This is a genomic window from Fontibacillus forbon (genome assembly GCF_046559655.1).
Classification (GTDB): domain Bacteria; phylum Bacillota; class Bacilli; order Paenibacillales; family Paenibacillaceae; genus Fontibacillus.
In genome coordinates this window covers 263987-288829 of record NZ_JBKGFV010000004.1, presented here as the reverse complement: position 1 = coordinate 288829, position 24843 = coordinate 263987, and the positions used below count along the sequence as shown (strand labels likewise).

The window sequence follows — 24843 nt, the reverse complement described above, 5'->3', positions numbered from 1 at the left end:
CCTAGAGGGTGGCCTCCGTTTGCGATGCAGCCGATGCGGCGTCGGGTTTTTCGCCACCATCCTTGCGATGATAGCGGCGGCGGGATACAAAGTAAACGGCAGCGAATCCCGTTCCCAACACGGTTAGCAACAATCCGCCGGAGAGGCCTAACATGCGGGGCGAAAGGACTTCCAGCAAGAACCCGCCGAGAAACATCGCGGTTCCCATGATCGTATTTTGCAAGGTGGCGAGCATCCCCATGAACCGCCCCCGCATCCGGCCCGGCACGATCGTCATCAGAAGCGTTTGGTTGCAGGCGTTTCCTATGGCGGAGCATACGGCCATACAAGCCAGCAGCAGTAGCAGCAGCCCAAAGGATCCGCTTTGACTGATCAGCACATGAAAGATTCCTTCCGCCAATAACGCGAGGATGGCGGTGGCTTTAATATGGCGGGCGAATTTGCCGGTCAGTCCCGATCCTACCACCAGCCCGGCGCCAAGGGCTCCGTATAATATTCCGATGCCCAGGTCGCCCATATGGAAAACGTTCACCGCATACACGCTGAGCAAAATATTGAAGATACCGTCTCCAATCGGCCAGACCGCAAAAATTATTAGCATCAGCCGGAGAAACGGGGCGCCGGAAAGCAGCTCACGGAATGCGGCCGTAGTAGTCTGGCAGGTTTCGTTAGTTCGCCGCCGCGCGGAAGCGCGTTTCCGTCTGAATCCGGGACGACCCTTTGGTGAGGTTGATTCGATATGATACTCCGACGGGAGTACAGTCTCTTCCGCTCTGTTAGGCCCGGCATGGCTTTCGGATTGTATCGCCGGTTCAGCGCCCGCCCGCAGCAGCGGCTGCGAATCAGGAATGTGCGGAGCCTTATGAAGGATAGGTAGCCGCATTAGGAGCAACGCGCAAACCAGAAACGACAGACAATTCAGGAGGAAAGTGGTCTCCACGCCGAGCAGCGAGGAAATCGCTCCGCCCGTCACGGAGCCGCCGATCAGGACGAGCCCGACCAGAACCTCTTCCAAGCTGTTTACGTGCAGCAGGTTTTCTTTCCGGACCAAGTTGGGGATCAAAGACATGCGGGCCGGCGAATATAGCGCTTCGCCGGCTGCCATCAGAAACGAGCTAACGTAAATGATCCATACGTCACCGGCATCCCGGACAAGCAGCGGCGATAAGGCGAAAGCAGCCCGGACCAGATCCGTAGCAATCATGATGCGCTTTTTAGAGAACCGGTCCGCAAGCATGCCTCCCAAGGGGCCAAAGATCAAGAAGGGCAGAAGCCGGATGGCAAACGTAATGCCGACGGCCAGCCCGGATCCGGAGAGCGAGAGCAGCAGACCTAGCACGGCGACTTGGCTGAAACGGTCCCCCATGCCATTAACGATACTTGCCGCGAAAAGCCGGGCATAATTTTTTTCCTGTTTTAACAAGGACCAGTGATTCAAGTTGAGAACTCCTTTCTAATCCGGGCAATAAGAGGCCTATCTAATTTTATGATCATCTAATTAGTTGACCGAAAAAAGAGGGAAGCCGGCATAAAACCGTGTTCCCTTCTTCCCGCGGTATGATATTATGGACGATCAGATCAGGATCTTCCCCACAGTTCCGGCGGATTCAGTTCATAGATCCCGTTTTCCCGGTACATATAATGATGCATAATGAACTCGCGGCGGATCGTGGCAAAATCTCCGTGGTATTTTTTAATGTATTCGTTGATTTCTTTCTCGGTGTATTTCTTATGCGGCTCCAAACCTTGCACCAGATGCTCGAGGACAAACCGCTTTTTCTTTAACTGCGCAGGCAAATGCTTCAGCATCCCGTCTTTGGTGAAGAAATTGCGGATGACCGCCATTTTTTCCAAGGCCTTCTCATTCGCAGCATTGCTGTCATTGCCGGATTCGGACTCGGGGTTCGTTCCGATGTTCAATATGGCCTGAGCCTGTAAGGAAAGGCTCTTTTCATTCAAATAGAAATAGATCGTGTTTTTGTCCCGGCGTTCAAAAATCAGGTCGGCTTCACGCAATTTGGTCATATGATGGGTGATGGTGGGAGGCGAGACGCCCAGTTTGCCGGCCAGTGCCTGTCCGTGAAGCGGCCCGTTCTTAAGTAAAGCGATGATCCGGATGCGGGTGACGTCGCCAATCGTTTTATGAAAGTGGACTAGACGGTCTAATTGCATGAGGCATCCTCCTGGCAAAATGATTTGACGTTACGCTAATTAGATGATTATCAAATTATTGCATTTGAGAAGTCCATTGTCAATAGGAGCTGTTGACAGGGCGACAAGCTGGCCTCAACGCTAAATTTGCGTCGTAGCCGACGTGATGCGCTCTGCTCTAACGGACATGGGAGACGTTAATAACCTCAAATTTCGCTTTTTTATAAGCTAACGGACACCAGAGACCTTAATTAGGCAGAATTCGGCTCAATAAGGTCACAGTACGGAGAATAACGTCTCTCATGTCCGTTAGAACCGGCGAGGGCTCGCCGCCCATAGCCCAAAAGCCAAAGCCTCAAGCCTATAGTCCATAGTCTAGCCTGTATCAAAAATTCGCAGCCGCAATTCGTAGTTACCTTGGCCACAAACGGCAGTACGAAGTTCAGTTCATGGCTAGTGGTGGACACCGCGGTTCCCAGTCAGTGAACTGCACTCGAATCCGCAAAACCGGAAAGGAACTGCGGCCGCAAACCCGCAGGCTGCCTTCCTGTAGCAGGGCCTCCGTTAAAGGCCGTAGAATCGCCGGGCGTTGTTAAACAGGATATGGCATCCTTCCTCATGAGTTAACCCGTGCAGCCGGGCCCATGCCGCCGCGACGTCACGGACCATGGCGGGATGGGTAGCCTGCCCGGCAAAGGGACCTTCGAATGGCCAAGGGCCGTCGGTCTCCGCCATGACGAGGTCAGCGGGATAGCTGCGTGCCAGTTCCATGATTTCCGGCTCGTAGACCAGGTCCGGGGTGAAGGAGACGTAATAACCGCGCTCCGCCATGCGGCGCACGGTGTGCTGCGAACCCTTGAACCAGTGAAAATGAGCTTGCCCGATTCCATGACGTTCCAAGAGATCGCAAACCAGGTCTGCGTCTTCATAGACGGCATGAAGTACTACGGGTTTGCCAAGGTTCTTCGCAAGCTCCAGAAGCTGATTCAGTAAGGCGATATAAGGCTCAAGGTCAAAGGGCTTGCCTTGCTTCTCCGCCTCTAGCCTGTTGTAATAAGGCAGCCCGATTTCGCCTACGGCAGCCATGCTGGAAGCTTGAGATTTCATCCAATCCAGCAACGCTCGCGTTTCCTCGGGAGAAGGCACAGACTGTTCGGGATGGTAGCCGAATGCCGGAATAACGAGCCCAGGATATTGTGCCGCCAGCTCCAGATTGGTTTGAGAGGAAGCCAGATTCATCGACACGCCGATCAATGCATTTAATCCGTATTCCTCTGCATTTTGCAGGATCCGGTGTCTGGCTTCTTCCTCGTAGTGATCGAGATGGATATGAGCGTCGATCAAAGGGAAGAAGGAATCCGAATTAGACTTGATACGGGGGTTCATAAGGTTGTTTCACTCCTTCTGCTTAGGTATATTTCCTCAAGGATCTCTTTGAATTCACCAAAATTCGTCAAATATCCCTATGCATTTTCATAACTTTTGACCTATAATGTTAAAGAGTTCCATTACAAAACTACCAATTTTTGCGCTTTCGGAATTTGCAAATGTAGTCAGACTTGGGCATTAGGAGGCAGGGGCCGGTGGTTGCTTCAAGAATTGAAATAGGACAACTGAAACTGGACCAGGATCCGGATGCCGGACAATGGCTTAAGGCGTTGCGGGACGTACATCCGGAAATTTATTATCATTCTTCAAGAGTAGCCATGCTGGCCGAGAAGATAGCGGTACCGCTGGGATTATCGGAGCAGCAAACCGAGCAATTGGTCAGAGGCTGCTTTTTGCATGATATCGGCAAAACGCTTATTCCGCGCGAGCTTATCACCCAGCGCGATCCTTTGACGAATGAGCAATGGGAAATGCTCAAGCACCATGCGGTCATCGGAGCACGTATGGCGGAAAGCAATCCCGGATTCGGGCAGGAAATTGTCGACATTGTAAGATATCATCATGAGCGGTGGGACGGAAGGGGCTATCCCGAGGGGCTAAGCGAGGAAGAAATACCGCTTGGAGCCCGGATTTGTGCGGTCATCGATGCCTTTGACTCGATGACCTCGAACAAAATTTACCGCCGGAGAATCAAATTGAGCGAGGCCAGACTGGAGCTGATTCGCCATGCAGGCACCCAGTTTGATCCGGAGGTCGTTCATGCCATGATGATACTGCCTGAACAGACATTGGATATTTATTCATTGTAAATAACGCTTATCCATGTTTAAGAAGCCAATCCGGCAGGCGGAGGAACCGCCTGTCAGATTGGCTTTTTGCGTTGTTCTTCTTTCATCCGCGCTCCGATCTCACGTTTAAGCTCCAAGAAGCCGGGATCCTCCGTCAGGTCTTCTCGCCGGGGCCGGGCAAAAGGCACATCCACCCGGTGAAGCACGGTGGCCGGTCGGCCCGATAACAAATAGATCGTATCGGACAGAATCAGCGCCTCATCGACACTGTGCGTGATGAGAATCACCGACCGGCGGCTGTCCTCCCAAAGATCGAGCAGCCAGCGCTGCATGTCGCTCCGCGTCAATTCGTCCAGAGAGCTGAACGGCTCATCAAGACAGATCACTTCCTGCGGTGCGAGCAGTCCCCGAAGAAAGGAGGCCCGCTGTTGCATGCCTCCCGACAGCATGTGCGGGAAAGCTTTCTCAAAGCCGCCCAGCCCGGCCCGGTTCATCCATGCGCGTGCTTCTTCGCGCGCAGCCTCACTTGCTCCGCCTGTAATTTCACGGGCAAGCAACACATTGTCCAGCGTGTTCCGCCAGGGGAACAGGGCCGGCTTTTGCGGCACGTAGCTGATGAGCCCGCGCTGGCCGGTAACGTTCTCTCCTCCCATAAGGATGGTTCCCCGGTCCGGCTTCAGTAAACCGCCGATCACATGAAAGAGCGTGCTCTTGCCGCAACCGGAAGGGCCGATAATGGAAACGAATTTACCGGCGGGGAGAGATAATGAAACGTCGTTCAGCACCGGCAGATGTTGGCGGCGTTCGCGAAAGGCCAGGCTGATTCCCCGAATTTCCAATGATGCCGGAGGGGAGATAGGGGATGATTCCGTATGCATGATAGTCAAAAACCTCCCTTCTATTTGTCGTCCTTCGCCGGTTTATAACGGATCAGCCATTTTTCCAGCAGAGCGATTAGCCCGAACATGGCCAGGCTGATGGTGACGATAATGGCGATGGCGAGAAAAATTTTGTCCGTGCGAAAGGAAGACTTCTGCAGCATCATGTAGTAACCGATGCCTTTGTCGGCACCGATCCATTCGGCGATGACCGCGCCCATAACGCTGTATGTAGCCGCAATCTTGACCCCCGACAGAATGGAGGGAAGCGCGTGCGGAATCTCCAGCTTGGTGAAGATCTGGGCTTTGGAGGCCCCGGCCATTCTCATATAATCCAGCATGACGCGGTCGGCCCGGCTTAGCCCGTCCATCGCCGCCACGGCTACCGGAAAAAAGCAGACGAGCGTGATCACGATGATTTTCGGAAGAATGCCGAACCCGAACCAGATCATGAGCAAGGGAGCGAGTGCGATCGTCGGCACGTTTTGGCTAAGGATAATCAAAGGATAGAGCGATGATTTCAGGAACGGGACAATATGCAGCGCAAAGGCCACGAGCAGTCCGAAAGCCGTACCGATAGCGAATCCCATCAGCAAAAGGCGCAGCGTAGCCAAGGTGTGCTCCCACAAGCCGGCGGCGCCGGCCGATGCTTCCTTGGCGATATCGGCGGGACTCGGGAGGATCCACTTTTCAATATGAAAAAGCGAGGTCGCGGCTTGCCAAAGGATCAGAAACAGGATGACCGCCACTAAGGGCGGCCATACGCTGTTCCAAAGCTGGCGGAGTTTCATGGACGATATTTCTCGGTCAGCTTGTCCATACTGACGCCCTTGGGATTGTAAGAAATTTTGATTTGCGAGATGATCCCCGTGCTGCCGAATTCCATTACCGCTTCGTTCATCTGCTTGACGATGGCCAGCAGTTCCTCCAGATCGCCTTCCATCGTCGTTTCCAGCGGATTGACCTGGTACTTGACCCCGGATGCCTGAATAACCTCGATGGCACGGTCGACATAAGGGATTACGTCTTCGCCGTTCGGCGTTTTCGGTATAATCTGAATGCTTAAAAGTGCGTTTGGCATGGTTGTAGTTCATCCTCTCAATTTAGATTAGGAATGGCATGGCTTCTTATTGCTCAGGCAAAAAATCATTCGTAAAGGCTTTGTCGGTGTCGAGCGGTGTTTCGATCAGCTTGCGTTCATGCATCCAATCCGAGTAATTTTGCCAGACTTCGCGTTTTTGCTCGCCCCAGCGTACGGCATCGTCCTGATATTTCGGGCTAAGCCATTTCTGGCTGGCCACGACCAAATCCTTGTCCAATTCGGGAACGGCCTTCAGCAGGATGTCCGCCGATTCTTCCGGATGGTCAATTGCATACTGATAACCTTTCGACGTGGCACGCAAAAAGGCTTTAACGAGCTCTGGGTCACTTTCGATCGTTTTTTCATTCGTGACCAGGACCGGGGTATAATAATCCAGTTTATCCGAATAGTCTTTAACATATTGCATGTCCAGCGGTTCGCCGCGCAGTTCGGCCTCGATGCCTGTCCAGGCATAAAAAATCCAGGCGAAATCGATGTCCCGCTTAACCGCCGTGAAATAGTCGGCTTCACCCATATTAATGAATTTCACTTTGCTCACATCGGCTCCGGAAAGATCCATTACCGACTTCAGGATCGCTTCTTCCACGGGAGAGCCCCAGCCGCCGTAGGTTTTGCCCTCATAATCTTTAGGGGATTTGATGCCCCGGTCTACCGGAGCCGCAAAGCCGGAGGTGTTATGCTGAATCACTGCGGCGATCGATACGAGCGGGACGCCTTGGGTTCGGCCCTGGGTCACGCTCTCCTGGTAACTGACGCCGAAAGGAACTTCACCCGAGGCGACCATAGCGTCCGCACCGCCGGATCCCGGGAGGACGATATCGACATTCAGGCCTTCCTCCTTGTAGAAACCCTGTTCCTTGGCTGCATAAAGTCCGGTGTGGTTCGTGTTGGGACTCCAGTCCAGGACGACTTTTACGTTCTTTAATGTAGCGTGGATTTCTTTGTCGGAGGCTGCGGGTTCGTTTCCGGCAGGGTTGTTTGCTTTTTCGTTGTTTTGGCCGCAGGCCGTTAGGACTGTCAAGAGCATTCCGCACAACAAGAGTAGTGTCCATTTTGGTTGCTTCACAGAAATTCTCTCCTTTTCGGATAATGAATTTCCGCAGTTTCTCGTTCGTTCATGTCCTGAAGCGATTCTGAATGGCGACAGCGTCCCGGGGGATGAGGATACAAAAAAAGCGCCCCGGATCGGGACGCGTAGGTTCATGGCAATGAATAAATATGTCCATGCTAAACATTCTTCCTACGCTGGCATTACCCAGATCAGGTTAAAGGGTCAGTGTCTTTGCGGGACACAATCTCAGCCGGCCGATTTCCAGCTCCCCTGAACTATAAACTGCGGATTACACTAGTTATTATAGTCCGGCATCAATTTTATGTCCAGCAAGAGGTTGGTTTTTGATTTGCTTTTTACTTCCCGGCGGAGTATAATGAAAACAATTGAAGTTTTGAGAAGTGATATTCAGATATTGAAAAGAGTGTCAATTTCTAAAAATGAACTTTTTTCAATATGTGAATTTTTTTATGTAAAAAAGGAGCATGTTAATCTTTAAACAGGAGGTAATCTTTCATGGAAACAGGAACAGTAAAATGGTTCAACGCTGAAAAAGGCTTCGGTTTTATCGAAGTTGAAGGCGGAAATGACGTTTTCGTTCATTTCAGCGCAATCACAGGCGAAGGCTTCAAAACGCTTGACGAAGGCCAACGTGTACAATTCAACGTTGTTCAAGGCAACCGCGGACCGCAAGCCGAGAACGTCGTAAAACTGTAATGCAGGCATAACTGCTCTTAACGCGTGCGTTAAGGGCAGTTTTTGTTTTTTTATGAATACAGTTCGCCTGAGCAAAAGAACACTATAGGAGGTAATCATGAACTACCGTAAAAAAACGATAGAAGAAATTCCTGAGGAGAACACGCCGGTATGGTCTTGCATGAGCGAGGATTGCAACGGATGGATGAGGGATAACTTTGCGTTTGATTACATTCCGGTATGTCCGCTGTGTTCCTCTGAAATGGTTAAAGAAACAAAGATGCTTCCGCAACTCATTAACACCAACTCCATGAAAGCGGATCGTTAACCGATCCGGGCCTGCCTTAGAATAATAGTAAAGCTGCCTAGGGTGCTGCATTCAGCACTCCGGGCAGCTTTTTTGATTTCGGGAATGAGTAACTCGTAGAAAAGGATTGCATCAAATTGTGAAATCTAATATCTTTGAAATATTATGGACAACGATGCTACTGCAAACAATAGGAGGGAATTCCCCGTGTATAGTAACTTCAAGGTGGGATCCCAGATTCTTGAAATCCCCTCCAGCAAGAGCCAGAGGAGATTCGCTCTGCTGCTCGCCCTTCTCATAGTAATAATATCCGCGGCGGCGCTTCCTTTTGGAATGAAAGCCCTTCCTGCCTTCGGGCCTTTTCTGCCGATTTTTATTTCCTGGTTTATTTTTGGCGATCTGTTAACCGCCTTTATTTTGTTTAACCAATATCGTGCTTCCGGGGTTCCGTCTCTCCTGGTGATGTCCTGCACCTATCTCTTTACGGGGTTAATTACTGCATTGCACATCCTGTCTTTTCCGGGAGTGTTCTCGGAGGAAGGAATGCTAGGGGCCGACAACCAGACGGCGGCCTGGCTGTGGATTTATTGGCACGGGGGATTTCCCGTTGGAATTTTGTTATATTTATATGTAGGGAAGCGGTTCCCTAAGCCGATTTCATCCAAAAGTGAAATTTCAGCGTACGCGGCATTGAGCTTAGTACTTACTTTTATGGTTGTATTTTTATTGTTCAAATTGTCTACTTCGTGGAGTCATTTGTTTCCGGTGCTGGTTGAATCGGAAGGGTACTGGAATGTGTTGGCTTCCGGTGTCGGTCCAGTCGTAGGGCTCATTAATCTGGCCGCGCTTCTGATGGTGGCGGTCCGCTTCCGCGGACGCGGCGTACTGCATCTGTGGATTTCCATAGCCTTGCTTGCTCTGTTGTTCGATATTCTCCTCACGCTGTTTGCGGGAAATCGTTACAGTCTAGGCTGGTATCTGGCCAGAATCAATTCGGTTATCGCCGCAACGGTGGTGCTATGCTCGGTAGTTAACGAGGTGAACCGGCTGTTTATCCGGCTCTCGGACCAGCATAAGCAGCTCTTGCAATCCGGCAAACAGCTCGAGAAGGCAAACGAGGAACTTGTTCGCTTGTCCAGTCTTGACGGATTGACAGAGATTCCGAACCGAAGACGGTTGAATGAAATCATGAGCTGGGAACTGGTTGCTCCGGAAGAGAGGCAGACCCCGCTATCGTTATTGATTCTGGATGTGGACTCCTTTAAAGCATATAACGATCATTACGGGCATTTGGGGGGCGATCAGGTGTTGAAAACGATTGCCAAAACCATTTCCGCGGAAGTTAAGCCGTTTTTCGGATTTGCCGCGAGGTATGGAGGAGAAGAGTTTGCCATTCTGCTGTCCGGGCTGGATGCCCGGGGCACCTATGACGTTGCGGAAGGGATCAGGCTGGCCGTGGAAAATTTGCAGATCCCCCATGCCGGTTCATCGGCCACTCGGGAAGTGACCGTCAGTATCGGCGGGTTTTGTATACCGCCGTTTCACAAGATTAACGAAGACGGATTCATTTCCTTGGCCGATAAGTGTCTGTACGAAGCGAAGAACGGGGGACGCAACCGTTGCGTCGTTAAGGGATGGACCCGGGAGCACCGGCAGCCGGAGCCTAAGCTTGAGCCGGCGGATCGGTAATGCCGGTGATCGCGCGGTACTCTTTTAGCATAAACAATCTCCAGCGGAGAATCATGCCAAAGGCAAGCAAGAAGAAGACCGAGCCCGTTTGCAGGACGGAGATGTATTGCTCCACCACTTCGTGAAGCGCCAGCCGGATAACCAGAAGCCCGATCAGAATGTAGGCGAAGCCGGGGGAACGTTTGGCAAACACTTCACCGCCGACGATTTCGAAATGCGTGGTCCGGATTAACGGATAGGAGAAAAGCAGCGCCCCTACCACGAAAGCAATCAGTGCCCAGCTAAGGGGAATGTGCATCTCCGGTGCAATGAACATCGCGAATCCCGTGGCCATGCCGAGCGGCGGGATGATGATTTTCTTGATCGTCACGGGCTTGCGGCTGGCCTTCAGCCGGATAATGAGCACGGAGACCGCCATCAAGGCGGCGCCGATGGTTACGACCCATTGGATATAAGAAGAGTTAATCAGACTATTCATAATAAGGGATATCCTTTCATTGCTTAATATCTAATAGACGAGCGAGAATATTATACCATATCCTTAAGTTTGCCAAAAATTCAAGGTTTCTGTACAGTAGGCTGTTTCAATTATGCCACTCAAGGGGGAAAGTAAATGAATAGCGACTTTAACATCGCCACACACTGCCTGCTGTTCCTGTACACCCGCGAGGAAAAGATGGCAAACAGCGAACAAATTGCCTGCAGTGTATCAACCCATCCGGCACGCGTCCGGAAGGTGCTAAGCCTGCTGCGCAAGCAGGGTTATGTGGCTACAAAAGAAGGGGTAGGCGGCGGTTACCACTTGAACGTTCAGATGGATGAGGTTACTTTGGGAGATCTGTACCGGCTTTTTGCCCGCGGTTCGCTGCACCGCGGATGGTGCTCGGGCAGCGAGCAATCGCCTTGCCTGGTTTCATCCAATATCCATTCCGTTATGGAGCTTATTTTTAACGGCGGCGAAGAGCGGCTGGAATCTTATTTCAGTGAAATTACATTATCCGACGTGCATCGTCTGCTCCGGAAACGCGATACGGAAGACGGCCGGACGGATGGGGGAGGAGCAGGGAATGAGTGTATTGAGCGCTAAAGACGAAACGCTGTTTTATGTAGGTACTTATGCATCGGAAGAGGATGAGGGGATTCACCTTTGCGGTTTGAACCGGCAGACGGGGGAACTCCGCTTGGTTTATAGTACTCGTGGCATCAAAAATCCGTCCTTCCTCATTTTGAATGATGACGCATCCCGGCTGTACGCGGTGAGCGAACAAGGGGAAGGGGCGGTTGTCAGTTATGAGGTTGTTCTCGGGGATGGCAGTTTGAGAAAACTGAATTCGCTGCCGACGAAAGGCGCGGATCCTTGCCACTTGTCGCTGTCCCGCGATGGCAGCCTGCTGGCCGCCAATTACTCCAGCGGGCATGTAGATCGCTTTTCGCTTGACGAGCAAGGAGCGCTCGGCGAATTGACCGCCCTCGTGCAGCATGTCGGGCAGGGGTTCCGCCAGGACCGGCAGGAAGCCGCGCATGCGCACAGCGTAGTTCCCAACGAAGCCGGGGATTATGTTTATGTGTCCGATCTCGGTCTTGACCAAATCGTCTACTATCGGGTGGAAGAAGGCAAACTGACGACTCAAGGCGAAATAAAGCTGCCCCCGGGGGCTGGACCGCGGCATTTTGTTTTTCACCCGGACGGATATCACGCTTACGGGATTAATGAATTGAACAATACGGTTACGGTCTTTGCCTATAATCCGGTACAGGGACATCTGGAAATCCTGCAGCATATTGCGACGATTCCTGAGGATTTTGCGGGGGAGAGCTATCCTGCGGATATACACCTTTCCGCGGATGGCCGTTACTTGTACGGTTCCAATCGCGGACATGACAGCATCGTCCGGTTTGCGGTCGATGCCGCCGCCGGGACGCTCAGCGAGCCGGAATGGACGGGAACCGGCGGGAGTTGGCCACGCAATTTCGCCGTCTTGGAGGACTATGTGATCGTTGCGAATCAGAATAGCGATAATGTGGTTGTCTTCAGCAGGGATGCGGAAACCGGCAGCCTGACTGCAATCGGGCAAGAGCTGGCTATCAAGCAGCCTTCCTGTGTCGAACCGGTGCTGGTTGCAAAATAAAAATCGAAATAGTTGCTGCATGATTACCGCAGGGCCCTGGGCCTCGCGGTTTTTTGTTTGTTGTCCGATTTTTATTTCATGCCCGTGTCTCTTATGCTGCTAGTTTCGTCCGTTCGTTGGATATAATCCAGCCTATTGGCAGCTATAAAGCCTGGCCCTCAGCCTTGATTGGATAAAATCCAACCAAGACTTAAGAATACAGGCCTAAACGGGGGAAATACGGACGATTCGTTGGAATTCTTCCAATGAAGCACCTTTAACGGTATCCGGTACGAGCGTTCGTTGGATATTTTCCAAGGAAGGGCGTGAATGCCGAGCGGGTAAGGGGACCGTTAGGTGTTATTGGAGTTCAATCGATAGAGATAGTTCCACTTAAACCCGAGGACATGTACAACAGCGGCAGCGGTAACTCTGTTGGATATCCTTGGGATTTTCGGAATGCACAGATCCGATAGCATCGTTTGGAACATCCGTGATCCTTCCGAAATGGTGCAAAGCAGATTGATTGCTTCCTTGGATAAATCCAACGAGCCTCCCCTGATCGGCTTAGATCCGAGGGCTTCACTGGATATTTCCAATGAAATTCATCCGGATTTTCTCAGGAAGAAGTCCATCCGTAATTCCATTGGAATTATCCAATGGAGATCTTAGATATCGTGTTCTCCTGCTTAACCGAGTGGAAATATCCAATGAAGCTGCGGCTAAGGATTTTTACGGTTGGGACGAGCTTATTGTGGAACGCCTAGGAGACAAATTTATTTTATAAAAAAGGTTTGACAACTACATCATGGGCATTTAAAATAACACCATAACATACTAAACAGGTAGGAATAATCCAAGATAAGTTCTAGCCGTACGGACGGAGGAACGCTCTACTAACCAAAGCAGACACGGGTAGCGGCTCGGTCTGACCGACCGGTGCAGGGGCGTTTCTCCGTTTTTTTACAGTTAGAGCTGTCCTAACCGGGATGAAAAAGAGAAGAGACAGGAGTGATACGGATGAGCAAAAGATTGAAAAAAGGGGTTCTGATCGGGTTGGCTCTGACCATGGCGGCGGTGCTCGCGGCTTGCGGGTCGGACACCGAAGCAAAGAACGGGGCGAAGAACGACGGGGGCAAGAAAAGCGTAGAGCTGCTAAACGTATCCTACGATCCGACACGGGAATTATACGAAAAATACAATGAGGCGTTCGCGGCATATTGGGAACAGGAAAAAGGCCAAAAGGTGACGATCAAGCAGTCGCACGGCGGCTCTGGCAAGCAGGGCCGGGCGGTCATCGACGGTCTGGAAGCCGATGTGGTTACGCTGGCGCTGGGTTACGACATCGACGCCATAAAGGAAACCGGACTGATCGCTGAGGACTGGCAGCAGAAATATGATTTGAACAGCTCGCCGTATACCTCGACAATCGTGTTCCTGGTACGGAAAGGGAATCCGAAAGGAATTAAAGATTGGAATGATCTAATTAAGGACGGCGTGGAAGTCATTACGCCAAATCCGCAAACGTCGGGCGGTGCCCGGTGGAACTATTTGGCGGCATGGGGCTATGCCTTGCATCAAAACAACAACGATGAAGCCAAGGCGCAAGAGTTTGTCAAAGAGCTGTTCCAGCATGTGCCGGTATTAGACAGCGGGGCCCGCGGAGCGACTACTACGTTCGTAGAACGGGGACTTGGCGACGTTCTGCTTGCTTGGGAAAATGAAGCCTGGTTGTCCGTAAAAGAACTCGGACCGGACAAATTCGATATCGTCTATCCATCCGAAAGCATCCTGGCCGAACCGCCTGTAGCCGTTGTCGATAAAAATGTCGACAAGAACGGGACGCGCGAAGTCGCGGAAGCTTATCTGGAGTATTTGTATTCCGAGGAAGGCCAAACGATCGCGGCAGAGAATTATTACCGTCCGACGCTGGAGAGCGTAAAGACGAAATTTGCCGATCAATTCCCGGAAATCAAACTGTTTACGATTGATGAAGTATTCGGAGGCTGGGACGAAGCGCAGCCGAAGCATTTCAATGACGGAGGAATCTTTAGCCAGATTTACACGCCTAAATAACCGACCGTAACCAACGGAGGCGCGTTCCGGCACAGTAAGGTTTATCCGTACCGGAACGCGGAAGAAAGGATGAAGGTTCATGCAAACTAGCGCTTCCAAGCGCGGGGTGCTGCCCGGTTTCGGGCTCACCATGGGCTACAGTGTGCTTTATCTCAGTCTTGTAGTGCTGATTCCGTTATCCGCGCTGCTGCTGAACTCGACGGGACTGACCTGGGAGAAGTTTTGGGATGTGGCCACCGACCCTCGGGTGCTGGCTTCCTACAAAATCAGTTTCTTGACCGCAGCCGCCGCCGGACTCATCGATACGGTGCTCGGATTGCTGCTGGCCTGGGTTCTGGTCAGATATGATTTTCCCGGGAAAAGGCTGTTTGACGCCATGATCGACCTGCCGTTTGCGCTTCCTACTGCGGTAGCCGGGGTGTCGTTGACGGCGATTTATTCCCAAAACGGCTGGATCGGCTCGCTGTTTGAACCGTTGGGCATCCGCCTGGCCTTTTCACCCATCGGAATTACGCTTGCCCTTATGTTTATCGGTATTCCTTTCGTCGTCAGGACGGTGCAGCCGGTGCTGCAGGACCTGGATGCGGAGGTGGAGGAAGCAGCGGCTACGCTGGGAGCGAGCCGGTTCCGCACCTTCCGCTCCGTGGTTCTTCCGGAATTGCTGCCGCCGCTGTTGACGGGCTTCGCGCTTGCTTTCTCACGCGGCATCGGAGAGTACGGGTCGGTCGTCTTTATTTCCGGCAACATGCCGATGAAGACGGAGATCGCTCCGCTCCTCATCATGTCGAAGCTGGAGCAGTTCGATTATGCCGGTGCTACGGCGGTCGCCTTGCTGCTGCTGCTGATCTCGTTCATTCTGATGTTGCTCATTAATTCGCTGCAGCGCAGGGTTCGCAAAACGGCGCGTTAATGGGCGGGAGAGTTTGTACGATATCCGAATGAGAAAGAATACCGGAGAAAGGGGTTTTAGCAAATGGCCGGTTCCGTACCTTTGACATCCACAAAACCTTCGACGTCCAGAAACCAGTCGACGCGGTCGACCGGGGCCGTCAAATGGATTTTGATCGGCGCGGCTTTACTTGTATTGATTTGGCTGATCGTTTTGCCGCTGGCTGTTGTTATTATCGAATCTTTGAAAAAAGGGCTCGGCGTTTACGTGGAAGCGATTCGCGATCCCGACGCCATGTCCGCTTTGAAATTGACTTTGCTGGTGGCCGTCGTTACGGTGCCGCTGAATACGATATTCGGGGTGGCCGCGGCCTGGGCCATTACGAAGTTCAATTTCCGCGGCAAGCAGGTGTTGGTGACGCTGATTGATTTGCCTTTTGCCGTTTCGCCCGTTATCGGCGGTCTCATCTACGTACTTGTATATGGTGCTCATGGCTGGTTTGGCCCTTGGCTTCAGGAACATGATCTGAAAGTGATATTCGCCCTTCCGGGAATTATTTTGGCAACCCTGTTCGTTACCTTTCCGTTCGTTGCGCGGGAGCTGATTCCGTTGATGGAGGATCAGGGGCAACAAGAGGAAGAAGCGGCGGTGACGCTTGGGGCGCGCGGCTTCCGGATTTTCTGGAAAGTGACGCTGCCGAATATCAAATGGGGATTGCTGTACGGAATTATTTTGTGTAATGCCAGAGCGATGGGAGAGTTCGGTGCGGTTTCCGTCGTATCCGGACACATCCGGGGAGAGACTAATACGCTGCCGCTGCATGTGGAAATTCTGTATAACGAGTATCAGTTTTCCGCATCGTTCGCCGTAGCTTCCTTGCTGCTGCTGCTGGCGCTTGTTACTTTGTTGCTGAAAAGCTGGTTTACGCGCAAGAGTCAGCATCATAGCTGACTAACAAAGTAAGTAAGAATTAAGGTAAACCAGGATAAGAATAGGAGGGCTGCATCCATGGCAAAACCGTTAAAGGTAGATGGTGTCTGGTTGGAACGAATCGCGGGGCTGTTGAATGAAATGGAGTTCGGATCGTTGAACATCGTTGTTCACGAGGGGCAGATCGTCCAAGTCGAGCGGACCGAACGAAAACGGTATGAACTGGGTGCCGCAAGTCCGGCGAAATCGGCCAGTGTTTCCCGCCATGCAGCCAAACCTCTGCGAAAAACCGAATCCCGATAAATAGGAAGCCTCCGCCCGGGGATGAATGGGACGGAGGCTTCTTTTTTATTCCGGAAGGAGAACCCGTTTAGCTATTTAACTTGTGATCGCGTCTTGCGGCTTACGGTGTGAAATTACTATCGGCTATTTGCCTTCCGGACTGTTTGATGGCTGTTCTGGATTGTTCCCGGTGAGCCCGGACCATTCGTCAACGGTTTCCCCTGGCTCGTCTTGATCGTTGCCGAAGTGTCCAACATACGGACGCGATTTACGCGGCTTGCTACCGGTGAAGCGAAAGCCTGCAAGGAACAGCAAAACCTGAATCGCCAGAATATACGGGGCAAATGCAGGGTCCAGCAATTGGAGAAGAAACAGGGCCGCAATGAACACGGACCAAAGCCGTTGCAGCACATATCCCGCGCCAAGGCGGTACCCGCCCAAGAGGGCAGGATACAGGAGCAACAGCGAGAAAATCGCCGATGCAAATTGAGTCCAGATATTCAAATATTCCTCGAAACTGCCACCCGTGACAGGTATTTCTCCGCTCAGCATACGCATCAGCCAGCTTATCTCATAGAGCAGCGCCGCTGCAAACAAAAAGGGCAAGGCCGGGCGTATTTGTTTCCATAATGCATAGCCCCACCCAGGACTTTCCGTCCGCCGAAGCAGCTTGTCCCGTTCTTCGCATAAACGTTCGGTTTCACGTTCCAGCGTTTTAAGCAGCAACGGCAGACGGGCGGCGTCCCGGTCTCCGGCGTAGGCGGAAATCTGCGCAAGCCCGTCCGCTGTAATGTAAGGCGCCGCCCGGCAGGCCAACAGCCGGTCCATCATCAACTGCTCTTCCGCCCGGGAAAGTTCACTCCGTCCGTCCGCTTGAATCAGCGGGCTTTCCGCGGCGGCGTATAGTTCCAAGCTTGTGCTGATCCGGTGAAGCCGGGAGCGCTCTCTAAGCCTCATCGACCACTCGGTTGCTCCGTATAAGCCGAGGAAAAGCCCCAGCGCCAGAAAAGCGGTTAAGGAGACGGAATCGTGCTGATGCAGCCAGATTATCCATTCCGACAGTGACACCGATATCACCCTTTCGATATTCCTCCTTCCACTATTGCATACGTTCATGGCGTATTTCAAGCGCCTCGGAGGAATACGCCCTCTTTTTCACATAAAAAGGAGTTAAGTCTTGTCAACGCGCGGAAGCTCCGCTTTACCGGAGGATATTCGCTATCCATTGAAAATGGGTAAATAGTTGATGGTACTACGTAGCAGGAGGGATACCGCATGGATTTTGGCCAGATTGCGTTGAAGCTCGTCATCGGATTTATCGGATTGTGGCTGCTGACCCGTCTACTTGGTAAAAAAGAGATTTCCCAACTGACCCCTTTTGATTTTGTTTCTTCGCTGATGTTAAGCGAACTGGTGGGGAATACGGTGTATCAGAAGGATGTCCGGTTCATCCATCTTCTGTATGCGTTATTTTTGTGGGGATTTCTATCCTATTTGTTTGAAAAAGTAACGCAGCATGCGCGGCGGGCACGGGGAGCACTTGACGGTAAGCCCTCCATTCTGATTCGGGACGGAGAAGTGGATCTGAAGGAACTGAAGAAGAACAGCCTTGACTTCGACCAGCTGCGCATGCTGCTCCGGCAGCATGACGTTTTTTTTATTCGCGAGGTCGCTTATGCTATATTTGAAGCCAACGGATCGCTCAGCGTGATGAAGAAGCCGGACGAAGAAACAGTGAAACGGCGGGACCTTGGGATTCAATCCAAGCCTGTCCATCTGTCCTATTGCCTGATTGAGGACGGGGAGATCCATTCCGAAAGTCTGGAACTGATCGAAAAAAACGAAGCTTGGCTGCGCGAGAAATTGAAAGAGCAGAATTGCAACCGGGTGGAGGATGCGGCTTATGCGGAATGGAAGGAGGGGGAGGGGCTGTATATTTTAAAATACAAACAAGGCTCTTTCCGGAAACCGCGCTCAAAATAATTCAGGTTGGAAAATGCCGAATCGGCGAGAAAACGGGTTGGGCAGGGTAATAGAAGTAAAGACCGGGCGCAAGAGTATCTTTGCATTGGCGCATACTATTGGGATGGAAATTCATCCCGAAGCGGAAGGAGTTTATTAAATGAAAATTACGATATTCGGAAGTACGGGAACTATAGGAAAAGCCGTTTTGGAGGAAGCCCTGCGGAGGGGACACGAGGTTACGGCTGTGGTGCGTGATATCAATAAACTGAATGACTTGGCCGGCAGGGAAAAGCTTCGGGTGGTTACGGGAGATATTTTGATGCCGGAGTCCGTAGCGGGTTCGGTTGAAGGCAGCGATGTGGTGATTAGTGCTTACGGACCGCGCTTCGGTGCGGAGAATGAGCTATCCGAGGCGACGCGTTCCCTGATCGAAGGCGTACGCCGGGGCGGAGTCCGACGATTGATCGCCGTCGGGGGCGCCGGAGGTCTGGAAGTGGCGCCGGGCGTCCGGCTGCTGGAAACGCCTGATTTTCCGGAAGAGATTGCTCCGCTGGCTCGTGCTCATGAGGATGCGTTTAACATTTACCGGGACTGTGATATCGTCTGGACCGTGCTGAGTCCCGCCGCCGTGATCGAGCCGGGCAAACGGACCGGCATGTTCAGGATCGGGATGAATCAGCTGGTTACCGACGAACGGGAGCAAAGCCGGATTTCGGTGGAGGATTACGCCGTGGCGATGTTGGACGAAGTGGAAGATCCGCAATTCATCCAGGCTCGTTTTACGGTGGCGTATTAAGCGGACATGGTCAACGAAAACGTTTGTGGGGAATAGGGATAGGAGTGTACAAGAACAAGTTTTTTGGAGTAGATTAAATGTATGAAAATAACGTATTCAGACCCCACTGATTTTGGTGGGGTTGTTTATAATGACGGCATTAAAATGTTGCAGGGTCGGGAAGAGGAGGGGAAGGGATGAAATTTTTGACGTCGGAGCAAATGAGGGAAGTCGACCGTTATACGATCGAGGAGTTGGGTCTGCCGGCGATGTCATTAATGGAAAATGCGGGACGAAGCATCGCGGAAGAGGTGCTGCGGTTTTGCTCGTCGCGAAGTTCCGCAGGCGGCCGATTGGTGACGGAGCCGCAACAGGCTGGAAGACTGACGGGACGTAAGCCGGGGGAGCTGTATATTGAGGAGCATGGGGGCGGCGGTGCCGGACTTACCGGGGAGCATTGGCTCATTCTTGTCGGCAAAGGAAATAACGGCGGCGATGGTTTGGTTTGCGCCCGTCACTTGGCGGACGCGGGCGTCGCGGTGACCCTGGTCTATGCGGAGCCGCCGGAGAATTTACGCGGCGAAGCTTTGGCCCAGTACGAGATCGCGAAAGCGCTCGGACTGCCGGGCGTGGTGTACGACCCGGAAGCGGGTGGGCTTCCCATGCTGAGGGGAAGCGGGGGACGAGAGCGGAGGGTCACCGGTCTCGTGGATGCGCTGCTCGGCACCGGAAGCAAAGGGGCGCCGCGCGGCGCCTACGCTTCCCTGATCCGGGAAGCGAACGACAGCGGTCTGCCGGTGATTTCGGCAGACATCCCGAGCGGGCTGGACGCCGATACGGGCGCAGTCCATGATCCCTGCATGCAGGCCCGGATTACGGTGAGCCTCGCCTTTCTGAAGGCAGGGCTGACGCAGTATCCGGGAGTTAAGGCGGCAGGGGAAGTCATCGTGCGCTATATCGGCATCCCGCGCACGCTGCCGCCGGGCTTGGAGGCGGCAGGCGAGGTTGTGACGGAGGAGACGCTGCGAGCGGAGCTCGGCGTCGAGATTGACCGGCCACGCGAGGGTGACGGTCATAAGGGCACATACGGGCACGTGCTGCTTGCCGCAGGCAGCTTGGCCATGAGCGGCGCCGGCCTGCTGGCCGCAAAGGCCGCGCTTCGCGCCGGCTGCGGCCTCGCCACGTGGGCGCTGCCGGCGGCACTGCTGCCGCGGATGCTCGGGGCGGTGCCCGAGCTGATGCTGGCGCCGGCCGAGGACGGCGGGACCGGCGCCTGGAACGAAGCCGCAGCGGGCGAGGTGCTGCGGCTGCTGGAGGCGCGCGATGTGCTCGCCGTCGGCCCGGGGCTGGGCCGCTTCCCGGGCGAGGCATCGTTCTTGCGCGCCTTATGGGAGGGCGCTTCGCGTCCCCTGGTCGTGGACGCGGACGCCCTGAACATCCTCGCCGCGGCCGGAGGCCCCGCGGCGTGGCGGCGCCGGGATGCAGCGACGGTGCTGACGCCGCATCCCGGCGAGATGGCCCGCTTGACCGGCCTCGGAACGGCCGAGGTCCAGCGGGACCGGATCGGCGTCGCCCGCCGGTTCGCCGCCGAACACAGAGTGACGCTCGTCCTGAAGGGCGCGCGTACCGTGATCGCGTCCCCGGACGGCCGCGTCTTCGTGAACGTCACCGGCCATCCCGGCATGGCGACGGGCGGGTCCGGCGATGTCCTGACCGGCGTCATCGCCGGACTGCTGGCGCAGGGCCTGGACGAGGTCCAGGCGGCCGTGCTCGGTGTGTACCTGCACGGCTTGGCCGGTGAACAAGCCGCCGCCGGCCGCGCCAATCCGGCCTCGCTGCTGGCCGGTGACATTATTGAAGCCCTCTAGGCTAGCAGCAAAAGAGGCTTGGTAGCTCGCGCCTGGCGCCCCGGGCGCACCCTTAGTGGTCAATTAGATGGATTTTATCCAGCTAATTATGCCGTTTGCCGGGATTTCCCCAGATTAACTGGAAAACATCCATCTATTTTCGGCTTTGAGCAGGCTAATGCTGCTTATAAAGAAAAATAACTGGAGGTTTTCCAGTTATTCTCCCTGAACAGTTCGCTTTCCGATAATTAACTGCATGTTTTCCAGTTAATGGATCATTCTGTTTTTTTTATTCTCTTCGGCAGTTATTCTTCAAGAGCATACAGTTGCATACACAGGAAAAAGTTGAAGTTATGGTCGAGTAACATTCCTAATTCGGTTTACTTGGTGATCCCCGGTTAAATCGATTCTTGGTCGATTGAGCGAAATAAAGGTATCGTTTGGTTTGCTTGGTAGCGGGGTGGCTAATTTGTGTTAGTTAAGCGAACATATACTGGTTGGGTAAAGCAACTATTGGCTGTGCAGAGTAACTTTTGCGGTTTTGTAAGTTTTTGTTGAGCCCCTGCAGCTTGGCTTGGTTGGAATATCTCCAATGAAAACAATAGTTGGATTACTTTAAGGGTACGCGGTTGGATGAAATCCAATGAAATGGCGTACTGCTGGCCGAAAAGCGTAATTATGGCGATGATTGATTGGAGTTTATCCAATGAGGCCTGCCAATTCGCTTTTGAACGCCAGATGGTTGGATTTATTCCAATCAAGCGTAAGCCAATAGCCAGGTGTATGCGTTCAATCCGGCTTACTCGCGCCAAAGTCTCTCCCGGATTGCTGCAATGTAAAGTCTTGAACCGCTTACCAACGATATTACGTAGTGACCATAGCTCCGCCGTTGACGTGCAATACTTCGCCTGTTGCAAAGGAGGAGTCGTCGCTTGCGAGGTAGACGTAGGCGGGGGCGAGCTCGAAAGGCTGGCCGGCGCGCTTGATGGGAGCGTCCGTACCGAAGACGGCTACTTCCTCCGCGGAAAAGCTGGATGGGATTAGCGGCGTCCACACGGAACCCGGGGCTACCGCGTTAACGCGAATGCCGCAGTCGATCAGGGAGAGCGCCAGGGAACGGGTGAAGGACACGATCGCCCCTTTAGTCGACGAATAGTCGATGAGCGTTTTATGTCCTTGATAAGCGGTAATCGAGGCGGTGTTGATGATCGTGCTGCCGCATTTTAAGTGGGGCAGGGCCGCCTGAACCATGAAGAAAAACGGGAAAATATTGGTCTGGAACGTCTGATATAACTGGGCTTCGGTGATGTCCGCAATGCTCTTTTGCGGATACTGGACTCCATGGTTGTTTACCAGGACGTCAAGCCGGCCGAAGCAGGTGACGGTCTCCCGAACGACGCATTCGCAGTTTTGTTTCCATCGAAGGTCTATTTTCATGAGCAAGCAGCGTTGACCCAATTCCTCGATCCGCTGTTTGGTGGCGAGCGCGTCGGAAGTTTCCCAGAGATAAGGAATGACGAGGTCGGCTCCCTCCTTGGCAAAAGCGATCGCCGTCGCGCGTCCGATGCCGCTGTCACCACCGGTGATGATGGCGACTTTGCCTTTCAATTTGCAGCTGCCGCGGTACTCCGGATTTTCCGAAATCGGCCGGGGATGCATCAGACTTTCCAAACCGGGTTGAACGGGCTGATGCTGCGGCGGGAATGCGATGGACTGTTCGTTACATACCGTTTCCTGGCCGAAATAAGGGTATACGGGGATCATTTGATTTTACAAGCTCCTCCCTGGACATGGTCCACTAAATATCTCATGATTCATCACTATGCGATCGCCTAGTAATGGGTGCCCGGATGAAGTGAAAACCACCTGAATGTCCGGTATACTTTGATTGACTTTTTATTAAAATATTGATAGCATTAATTTAAAGCATACTGATTTTATCGGAATTAATTCCTAGAGATAAGGAGAGTGGCCCATATGGCAAAAGTTACGATCGTTAACGGGACTCCGACGCCCGGATCGCGGTTGACGGCAGTGGTTTCGTTGGCGGAGGAATTGCTTGTTAAGGAAGGATTTCAAGTGCAGCACGTGAATGTTGGAGAGCTCCCGCCGGAGGACCTGATACATACCAAGTTTGAGAGCGAGGCTATCGTCAAGGCTAACGCGCTTGTTGCCGAGGCGGACGCCGTAATCGTAGCCAGTCCGGTATACAAAGCCTCCTATACGGGCGTGCTCAAAACGTTTTTGGATCTGATTCCGCAAAAAGGACTGGCCGGCAAAATTATTCTCCCGCTCTTTATCGGAGGGAGCTTGGCGCATCTGTTGTCGATCGACTATTCTCTGAAACCGGTATTGTCCGCGCTCGGCGCGCGTCATATTTTGGGCGGCGTGTATACGGTCGATTCCCAAGTGGCCCGGAATGATCAAGGCGGATTCGACATCGCCGAGGAGTTGAAAGGAAGATTGGAAGACAATCTTCAGGAATTAGCACAGGAGACCCGGCGACGGATTGCTTCTGCTGAACTTGCTTAATAAGATTTTTGTCGATGCCGAGACGGGCTGTCGGGACAAACCAACGTTCCGAAAGCCCGCTTTTTTCTATGTAGACGGTTGGAATGGAGCGGCGCGGATAGTACAATGAGGAAAGTTGCGAAAACAAACAAAGGGGGATCCACGAAAGATATGCAAAAATTAGTGTTTTTTGTAGGAGTCGCCGGGACCGGCAAAACGACGGTAGCCCGCAAACTGGCGGAACGTATGCAGGCTGCTTTTTTGGACCGGGATACGGTCGGAGGACGTTTTGTTGAAAAAATTCTGGAGATGAACGGGCTCGACGTGAATGACCGTGACTCCGATTTTTATAAGAAACACCTGAGAGACCTGGAGTACGACACGACGAAAGACCTCTGCATCGAGAATCTGGCGGCGGGCCAGAACGTGTTCATGATTTCGCCGTTTACGGCGGAATTGAAAAACAAAGCCTGGATCGAAGAAGTGTTGGCGTCTGCCGGCAGGTCCAAACAGGAAGTTGATGTCAAAGTGATCGTGGTCGCCCTGAAGGACATGGAAACGCAAAAAGAGCGCATCATCGACAGACAGACCGAGCGCGACACCTGGAAGCTGGAGCACTGGGACGATTTTAAACACCGCGTCCAGTTCGTACCGGAGATCCATTGGGATATCCCGCAATCCTCCATCCTCGTATTCGACAACAGCGGCGAACTGACCGAGGAAAAGGCCGACAGCGTGTTCCGGTTCGTAGCCGGGGAGTAGCGACAAGATTTGAATATACAAAAAGAGCGTTCCGTTTGGAATGCTCTTTTTTGTTTCTATTAAGAAGTGGGGGAGCCTCTTCACTCTTAATATGAATTCGCCGGTTTGTTCGGTTTGTTGAACAATGATGTAAATAAGCTGCGAACCACCGGACCTGCCAATAACACTTGCAAGGGATAGGCCACGACGAAATTTTTCAAGAAAATGAGGATGTAACTTTTGAGGATGGAATCTTCCGAATGACCGTGACCCAGGATCGAGGCGATCAGTCCGTAAAAAGACATAAAGAAGGCCATGCCCAGCACCATGCACGTTGAAATCGCAAGAACTACATGGAGTTTTTTTGATTTATTTATCGGGAGTTTAAAAGCGATTTTTTTGGCGGCCGGTCCTACAATGAATAAATCCAAGGCGAGTGCTATCATAAAACCGATCAGAAACTCGGCAGCTATGGTACCCCATCCTATTTTTCCGATCAATCCGTTTAGGAGCAGATTGTAGATCGTCATCATCGTCACCATGAAGAAGCACATCATCATTCCAAAATAAAAACTTTCTTTCTTTGTTGTCGGCATCTGTGTTCAACCTTTCAAATTTGAGATGTGATCATTATGCAGAAACAAAAGAATTCGTGTAAGTGAACATTT

At 52.6% G+C, this 24843-nt stretch carries 26 protein-coding genes and 1 riboswitch; of the genes, 15 read left to right on the top strand and 11 right to left on the bottom strand.

The annotated features are described in order from the left end of the window. Position 1 precedes the first annotated feature (1 nt). From ACLB09_RS17110 to ACLB09_RS17100, 3 genes are all read right to left on the bottom strand, one after another. Entirely contained in the window at positions 2-1438 is a 1437-nt protein-coding gene (locus ACLB09_RS17110; protein ID WP_410771068.1) for an MFS transporter, read from the bottom strand. A gap of 140 nt (positions 1439-1578) precedes the next feature. After that, the gene (locus tag ACLB09_RS17105) at positions 1579-2172 is read right to left on the bottom strand and encodes a DUF2087 domain-containing protein (protein WP_410771067.1); all 594 of its coding nucleotides are present in this window, start codon (positions 2170-2172) and stop codon (positions 1579-1581) included. Positions 2173-2715: 543 nt separating this feature from the next. After that, positions 2716-3537, bottom strand: coding sequence for a TatD family hydrolase (locus ACLB09_RS17100; RefSeq protein WP_410771066.1), 822 nt, complete (start codon positions 3535-3537; stop codon positions 2716-2718). Positions 3538-3734: 197 nt separating this feature from the next. On the opposite strand from ACLB09_RS17100, the gene ACLB09_RS17095 reads away from it, so the two are divergent. Next, positions 3735-4349, top strand: coding sequence for an HD-GYP domain-containing protein (locus tag ACLB09_RS17095; protein ID WP_410771065.1), 615 nt, complete (start codon positions 3735-3737; stop codon positions 4347-4349). Between the two features lie 53 nt (positions 4350-4402). On the opposite strand, the gene ACLB09_RS17090 is transcribed toward ACLB09_RS17095, so the two are convergent. From ACLB09_RS17090 to ACLB09_RS17075, 4 genes are read right to left on the bottom strand one after another with little or no spacing between them, the layout of a single operon-like run. Next, complete coding sequence (locus ACLB09_RS17090; protein WP_410771064.1) at positions 4403-5206, bottom strand: ABC transporter ATP-binding protein; 804 nt, start codon at positions 5204-5206, stop codon at positions 4403-4405. A 20-nt stretch (positions 5207-5226) separates the two neighbouring features. Further along, complete coding sequence (locus ACLB09_RS17085; protein WP_410771063.1) at positions 5227-5997, bottom strand: ABC transporter permease; 771 nt, start codon at positions 5995-5997, stop codon at positions 5227-5229. After that, on the bottom strand, positions 5994-6287 hold the full coding sequence (locus ACLB09_RS17080) for an MTH1187 family thiamine-binding protein (protein WP_410771062.1): 294 nt from the start codon (positions 6285-6287) through the stop codon (positions 5994-5996). The genes ACLB09_RS17085 and ACLB09_RS17080 overlap by 4 nt, the downstream gene beginning before the upstream one ends. A gap of 46 nt (positions 6288-6333) precedes the next feature. Continuing rightward, entirely contained in the window at positions 6334-7335 is a 1002-nt protein-coding gene (locus ACLB09_RS17075; protein ID WP_410771400.1) for an ABC transporter substrate-binding protein, read from the bottom strand. 193 nt (positions 7336-7528) lie between these two features. After that, positions 7529-7641: riboswitch (TPP riboswitch) on the bottom strand. A gap of 234 nt (positions 7642-7875) precedes the next feature. On the opposite strand from ACLB09_RS17075, the gene ACLB09_RS17070 reads away from it, so the two are divergent. From ACLB09_RS17070 to ACLB09_RS17060, 3 genes are all read left to right on the top strand, one after another. Next, positions 7876-8076 carry a cold-shock protein gene (locus tag ACLB09_RS17070; protein ID WP_009223993.1) on the top strand — a complete coding sequence of 67 codons (201 nt, stop codon included), beginning with the start codon at positions 7876-7878 and terminating at the stop codon, positions 8074-8076. Positions 8077-8173: 97 nt separating this feature from the next. Beyond that, positions 8174-8383, top strand: coding sequence for a cold-shock protein (locus ACLB09_RS17065; RefSeq protein ID WP_410771061.1), 210 nt, complete (start codon positions 8174-8176; stop codon positions 8381-8383). Positions 8384-8569: 186 nt separating this feature from the next. Beyond that, positions 8570-10051, top strand: a complete 1482-nt coding sequence (locus ACLB09_RS17060) for a sensor domain-containing diguanylate cyclase (RefSeq protein WP_410771060.1) — start codon at positions 8570-8572, stop codon at positions 10049-10051. On the opposite strand, the gene ACLB09_RS17055 is transcribed toward ACLB09_RS17060, so the two are convergent. Next, positions 10026-10529 (bottom strand): CcdC family protein, encoded by a 504-nt coding sequence (locus ACLB09_RS17055; protein ID WP_410771059.1) that lies wholly within the window; start codon positions 10527-10529, stop codon positions 10026-10028. The genes ACLB09_RS17060 and ACLB09_RS17055 overlap by 26 nt on opposite strands. A gap of 135 nt (positions 10530-10664) precedes the next feature. On the opposite strand from ACLB09_RS17055, the gene ACLB09_RS17050 reads away from it, so the two are divergent. From ACLB09_RS17050 to ACLB09_RS17025, 6 genes are all read left to right on the top strand, one after another. Next, on the top strand, positions 10665-11138 hold the full coding sequence (locus tag ACLB09_RS17050; RefSeq protein ID WP_410771058.1) for an Rrf2 family transcriptional regulator: 474 nt from the start codon (positions 10665-10667) through the stop codon (positions 11136-11138). Beyond that, complete coding sequence (locus ACLB09_RS17045; RefSeq protein ID WP_410771057.1) at positions 11119-12180, top strand: lactonase family protein; 1062 nt, start codon at positions 11119-11121, stop codon at positions 12178-12180. The genes ACLB09_RS17050 and ACLB09_RS17045 overlap by 20 nt, the downstream gene beginning before the upstream one ends. A 999-nt stretch (positions 12181-13179) precedes the next feature. Continuing rightward, on the top strand, positions 13180-14235 hold the full coding sequence (locus ACLB09_RS17040) for a sulfate ABC transporter substrate-binding protein (RefSeq protein WP_410771056.1): 1056 nt from the start codon (positions 13180-13182) through the stop codon (positions 14233-14235). A 79-nt stretch (positions 14236-14314) separates the two neighbouring features. Next, a complete protein-coding gene (cysT, locus tag ACLB09_RS17035; RefSeq protein ID WP_410771055.1) occupies positions 14315-15145 on the top strand; it encodes a sulfate ABC transporter permease subunit CysT in 831 nt (276 codons plus the stop codon). 63 nt (positions 15146-15208) lie between these two features. Beyond that, positions 15209-16075, top strand: a complete 867-nt coding sequence (cysW, locus tag ACLB09_RS17030; RefSeq protein WP_410771054.1) for a sulfate ABC transporter permease subunit CysW — start codon at positions 15209-15211, stop codon at positions 16073-16075. Positions 16076-16132: 57 nt separating this feature from the next. Then, positions 16133-16357 carry a YezD family protein gene (locus ACLB09_RS17025; protein WP_114497605.1) on the top strand — a complete coding sequence of 75 codons (225 nt, stop codon included), beginning with the start codon at positions 16133-16135 and terminating at the stop codon, positions 16355-16357. 123 nt (positions 16358-16480) lie between these two features. On the opposite strand, the gene ACLB09_RS17020 is transcribed toward ACLB09_RS17025, so the two are convergent. Further along, complete coding sequence (locus tag ACLB09_RS17020) at positions 16481-17413, bottom strand: hypothetical protein (protein WP_410771053.1); 933 nt, start codon at positions 17411-17413, stop codon at positions 16481-16483. 198 nt (positions 17414-17611) lie between these two features. Here ACLB09_RS17020 and ACLB09_RS17015 point away from each other — a divergent pair, with 198 nt between their 5' ends. From ACLB09_RS17015 to ACLB09_RS17005, 3 genes are all read left to right on the top strand, one after another. Then, positions 17612-18319 (top strand): DUF421 domain-containing protein, encoded by a 708-nt coding sequence (locus ACLB09_RS17015; protein ID WP_410771052.1) that lies wholly within the window; start codon positions 17612-17614, stop codon positions 18317-18319. Between the two features lie 139 nt (positions 18320-18458). Next, positions 18459-19097, top strand: a complete 639-nt coding sequence (locus ACLB09_RS17010; protein WP_410771051.1) for an NAD(P)-dependent oxidoreductase — start codon at positions 18459-18461, stop codon at positions 19095-19097. A gap of 176 nt (positions 19098-19273) precedes the next feature. Continuing rightward, positions 19274-20944 (top strand): NAD(P)H-hydrate dehydratase, encoded by a 1671-nt coding sequence (locus tag ACLB09_RS17005; protein WP_410771050.1) that lies wholly within the window; start codon positions 19274-19276, stop codon positions 20942-20944. 843 nt (positions 20945-21787) lie between these two features. Here ACLB09_RS17005 and ACLB09_RS17000 read toward each other — a convergent pair. Then, the gene (locus ACLB09_RS17000) at positions 21788-22687 is read right to left on the bottom strand and encodes an SDR family oxidoreductase (protein ID WP_410771049.1); all 900 of its coding nucleotides are present in this window, start codon (positions 22685-22687) and stop codon (positions 21788-21790) included. 213 nt (positions 22688-22900) lie between these two features. Between ACLB09_RS17000 and ssuE the strand changes: the two genes are divergently transcribed. Together ssuE and ACLB09_RS16990 are read left to right on the top strand one after the other, a co-directional pair. Beyond that, on the top strand, positions 22901-23455 hold the full coding sequence (gene ssuE, locus ACLB09_RS16995; RefSeq protein WP_410771048.1) for an NADPH-dependent FMN reductase: 555 nt from the start codon (positions 22901-22903) through the stop codon (positions 23453-23455). Positions 23456-23605: 150 nt separating this feature from the next. After that, positions 23606-24196 (top strand): P-loop nucleotide/nucleoside kinase family protein, encoded by a 591-nt coding sequence (locus ACLB09_RS16990; protein WP_410771047.1) that lies wholly within the window; start codon positions 23606-23608, stop codon positions 24194-24196. A gap of 86 nt (positions 24197-24282) precedes the next feature. Here ACLB09_RS16990 and ACLB09_RS16985 read toward each other — a convergent pair whose 3' ends face one another. Further along, positions 24283-24771 carry a DUF2798 domain-containing protein gene (locus tag ACLB09_RS16985; RefSeq protein ID WP_410771046.1) on the bottom strand — a complete coding sequence of 163 codons (489 nt, stop codon included), beginning with the start codon at positions 24769-24771 and terminating at the stop codon, positions 24283-24285. Between the last annotated feature and the right edge of the window lie 72 nt (positions 24772-24843).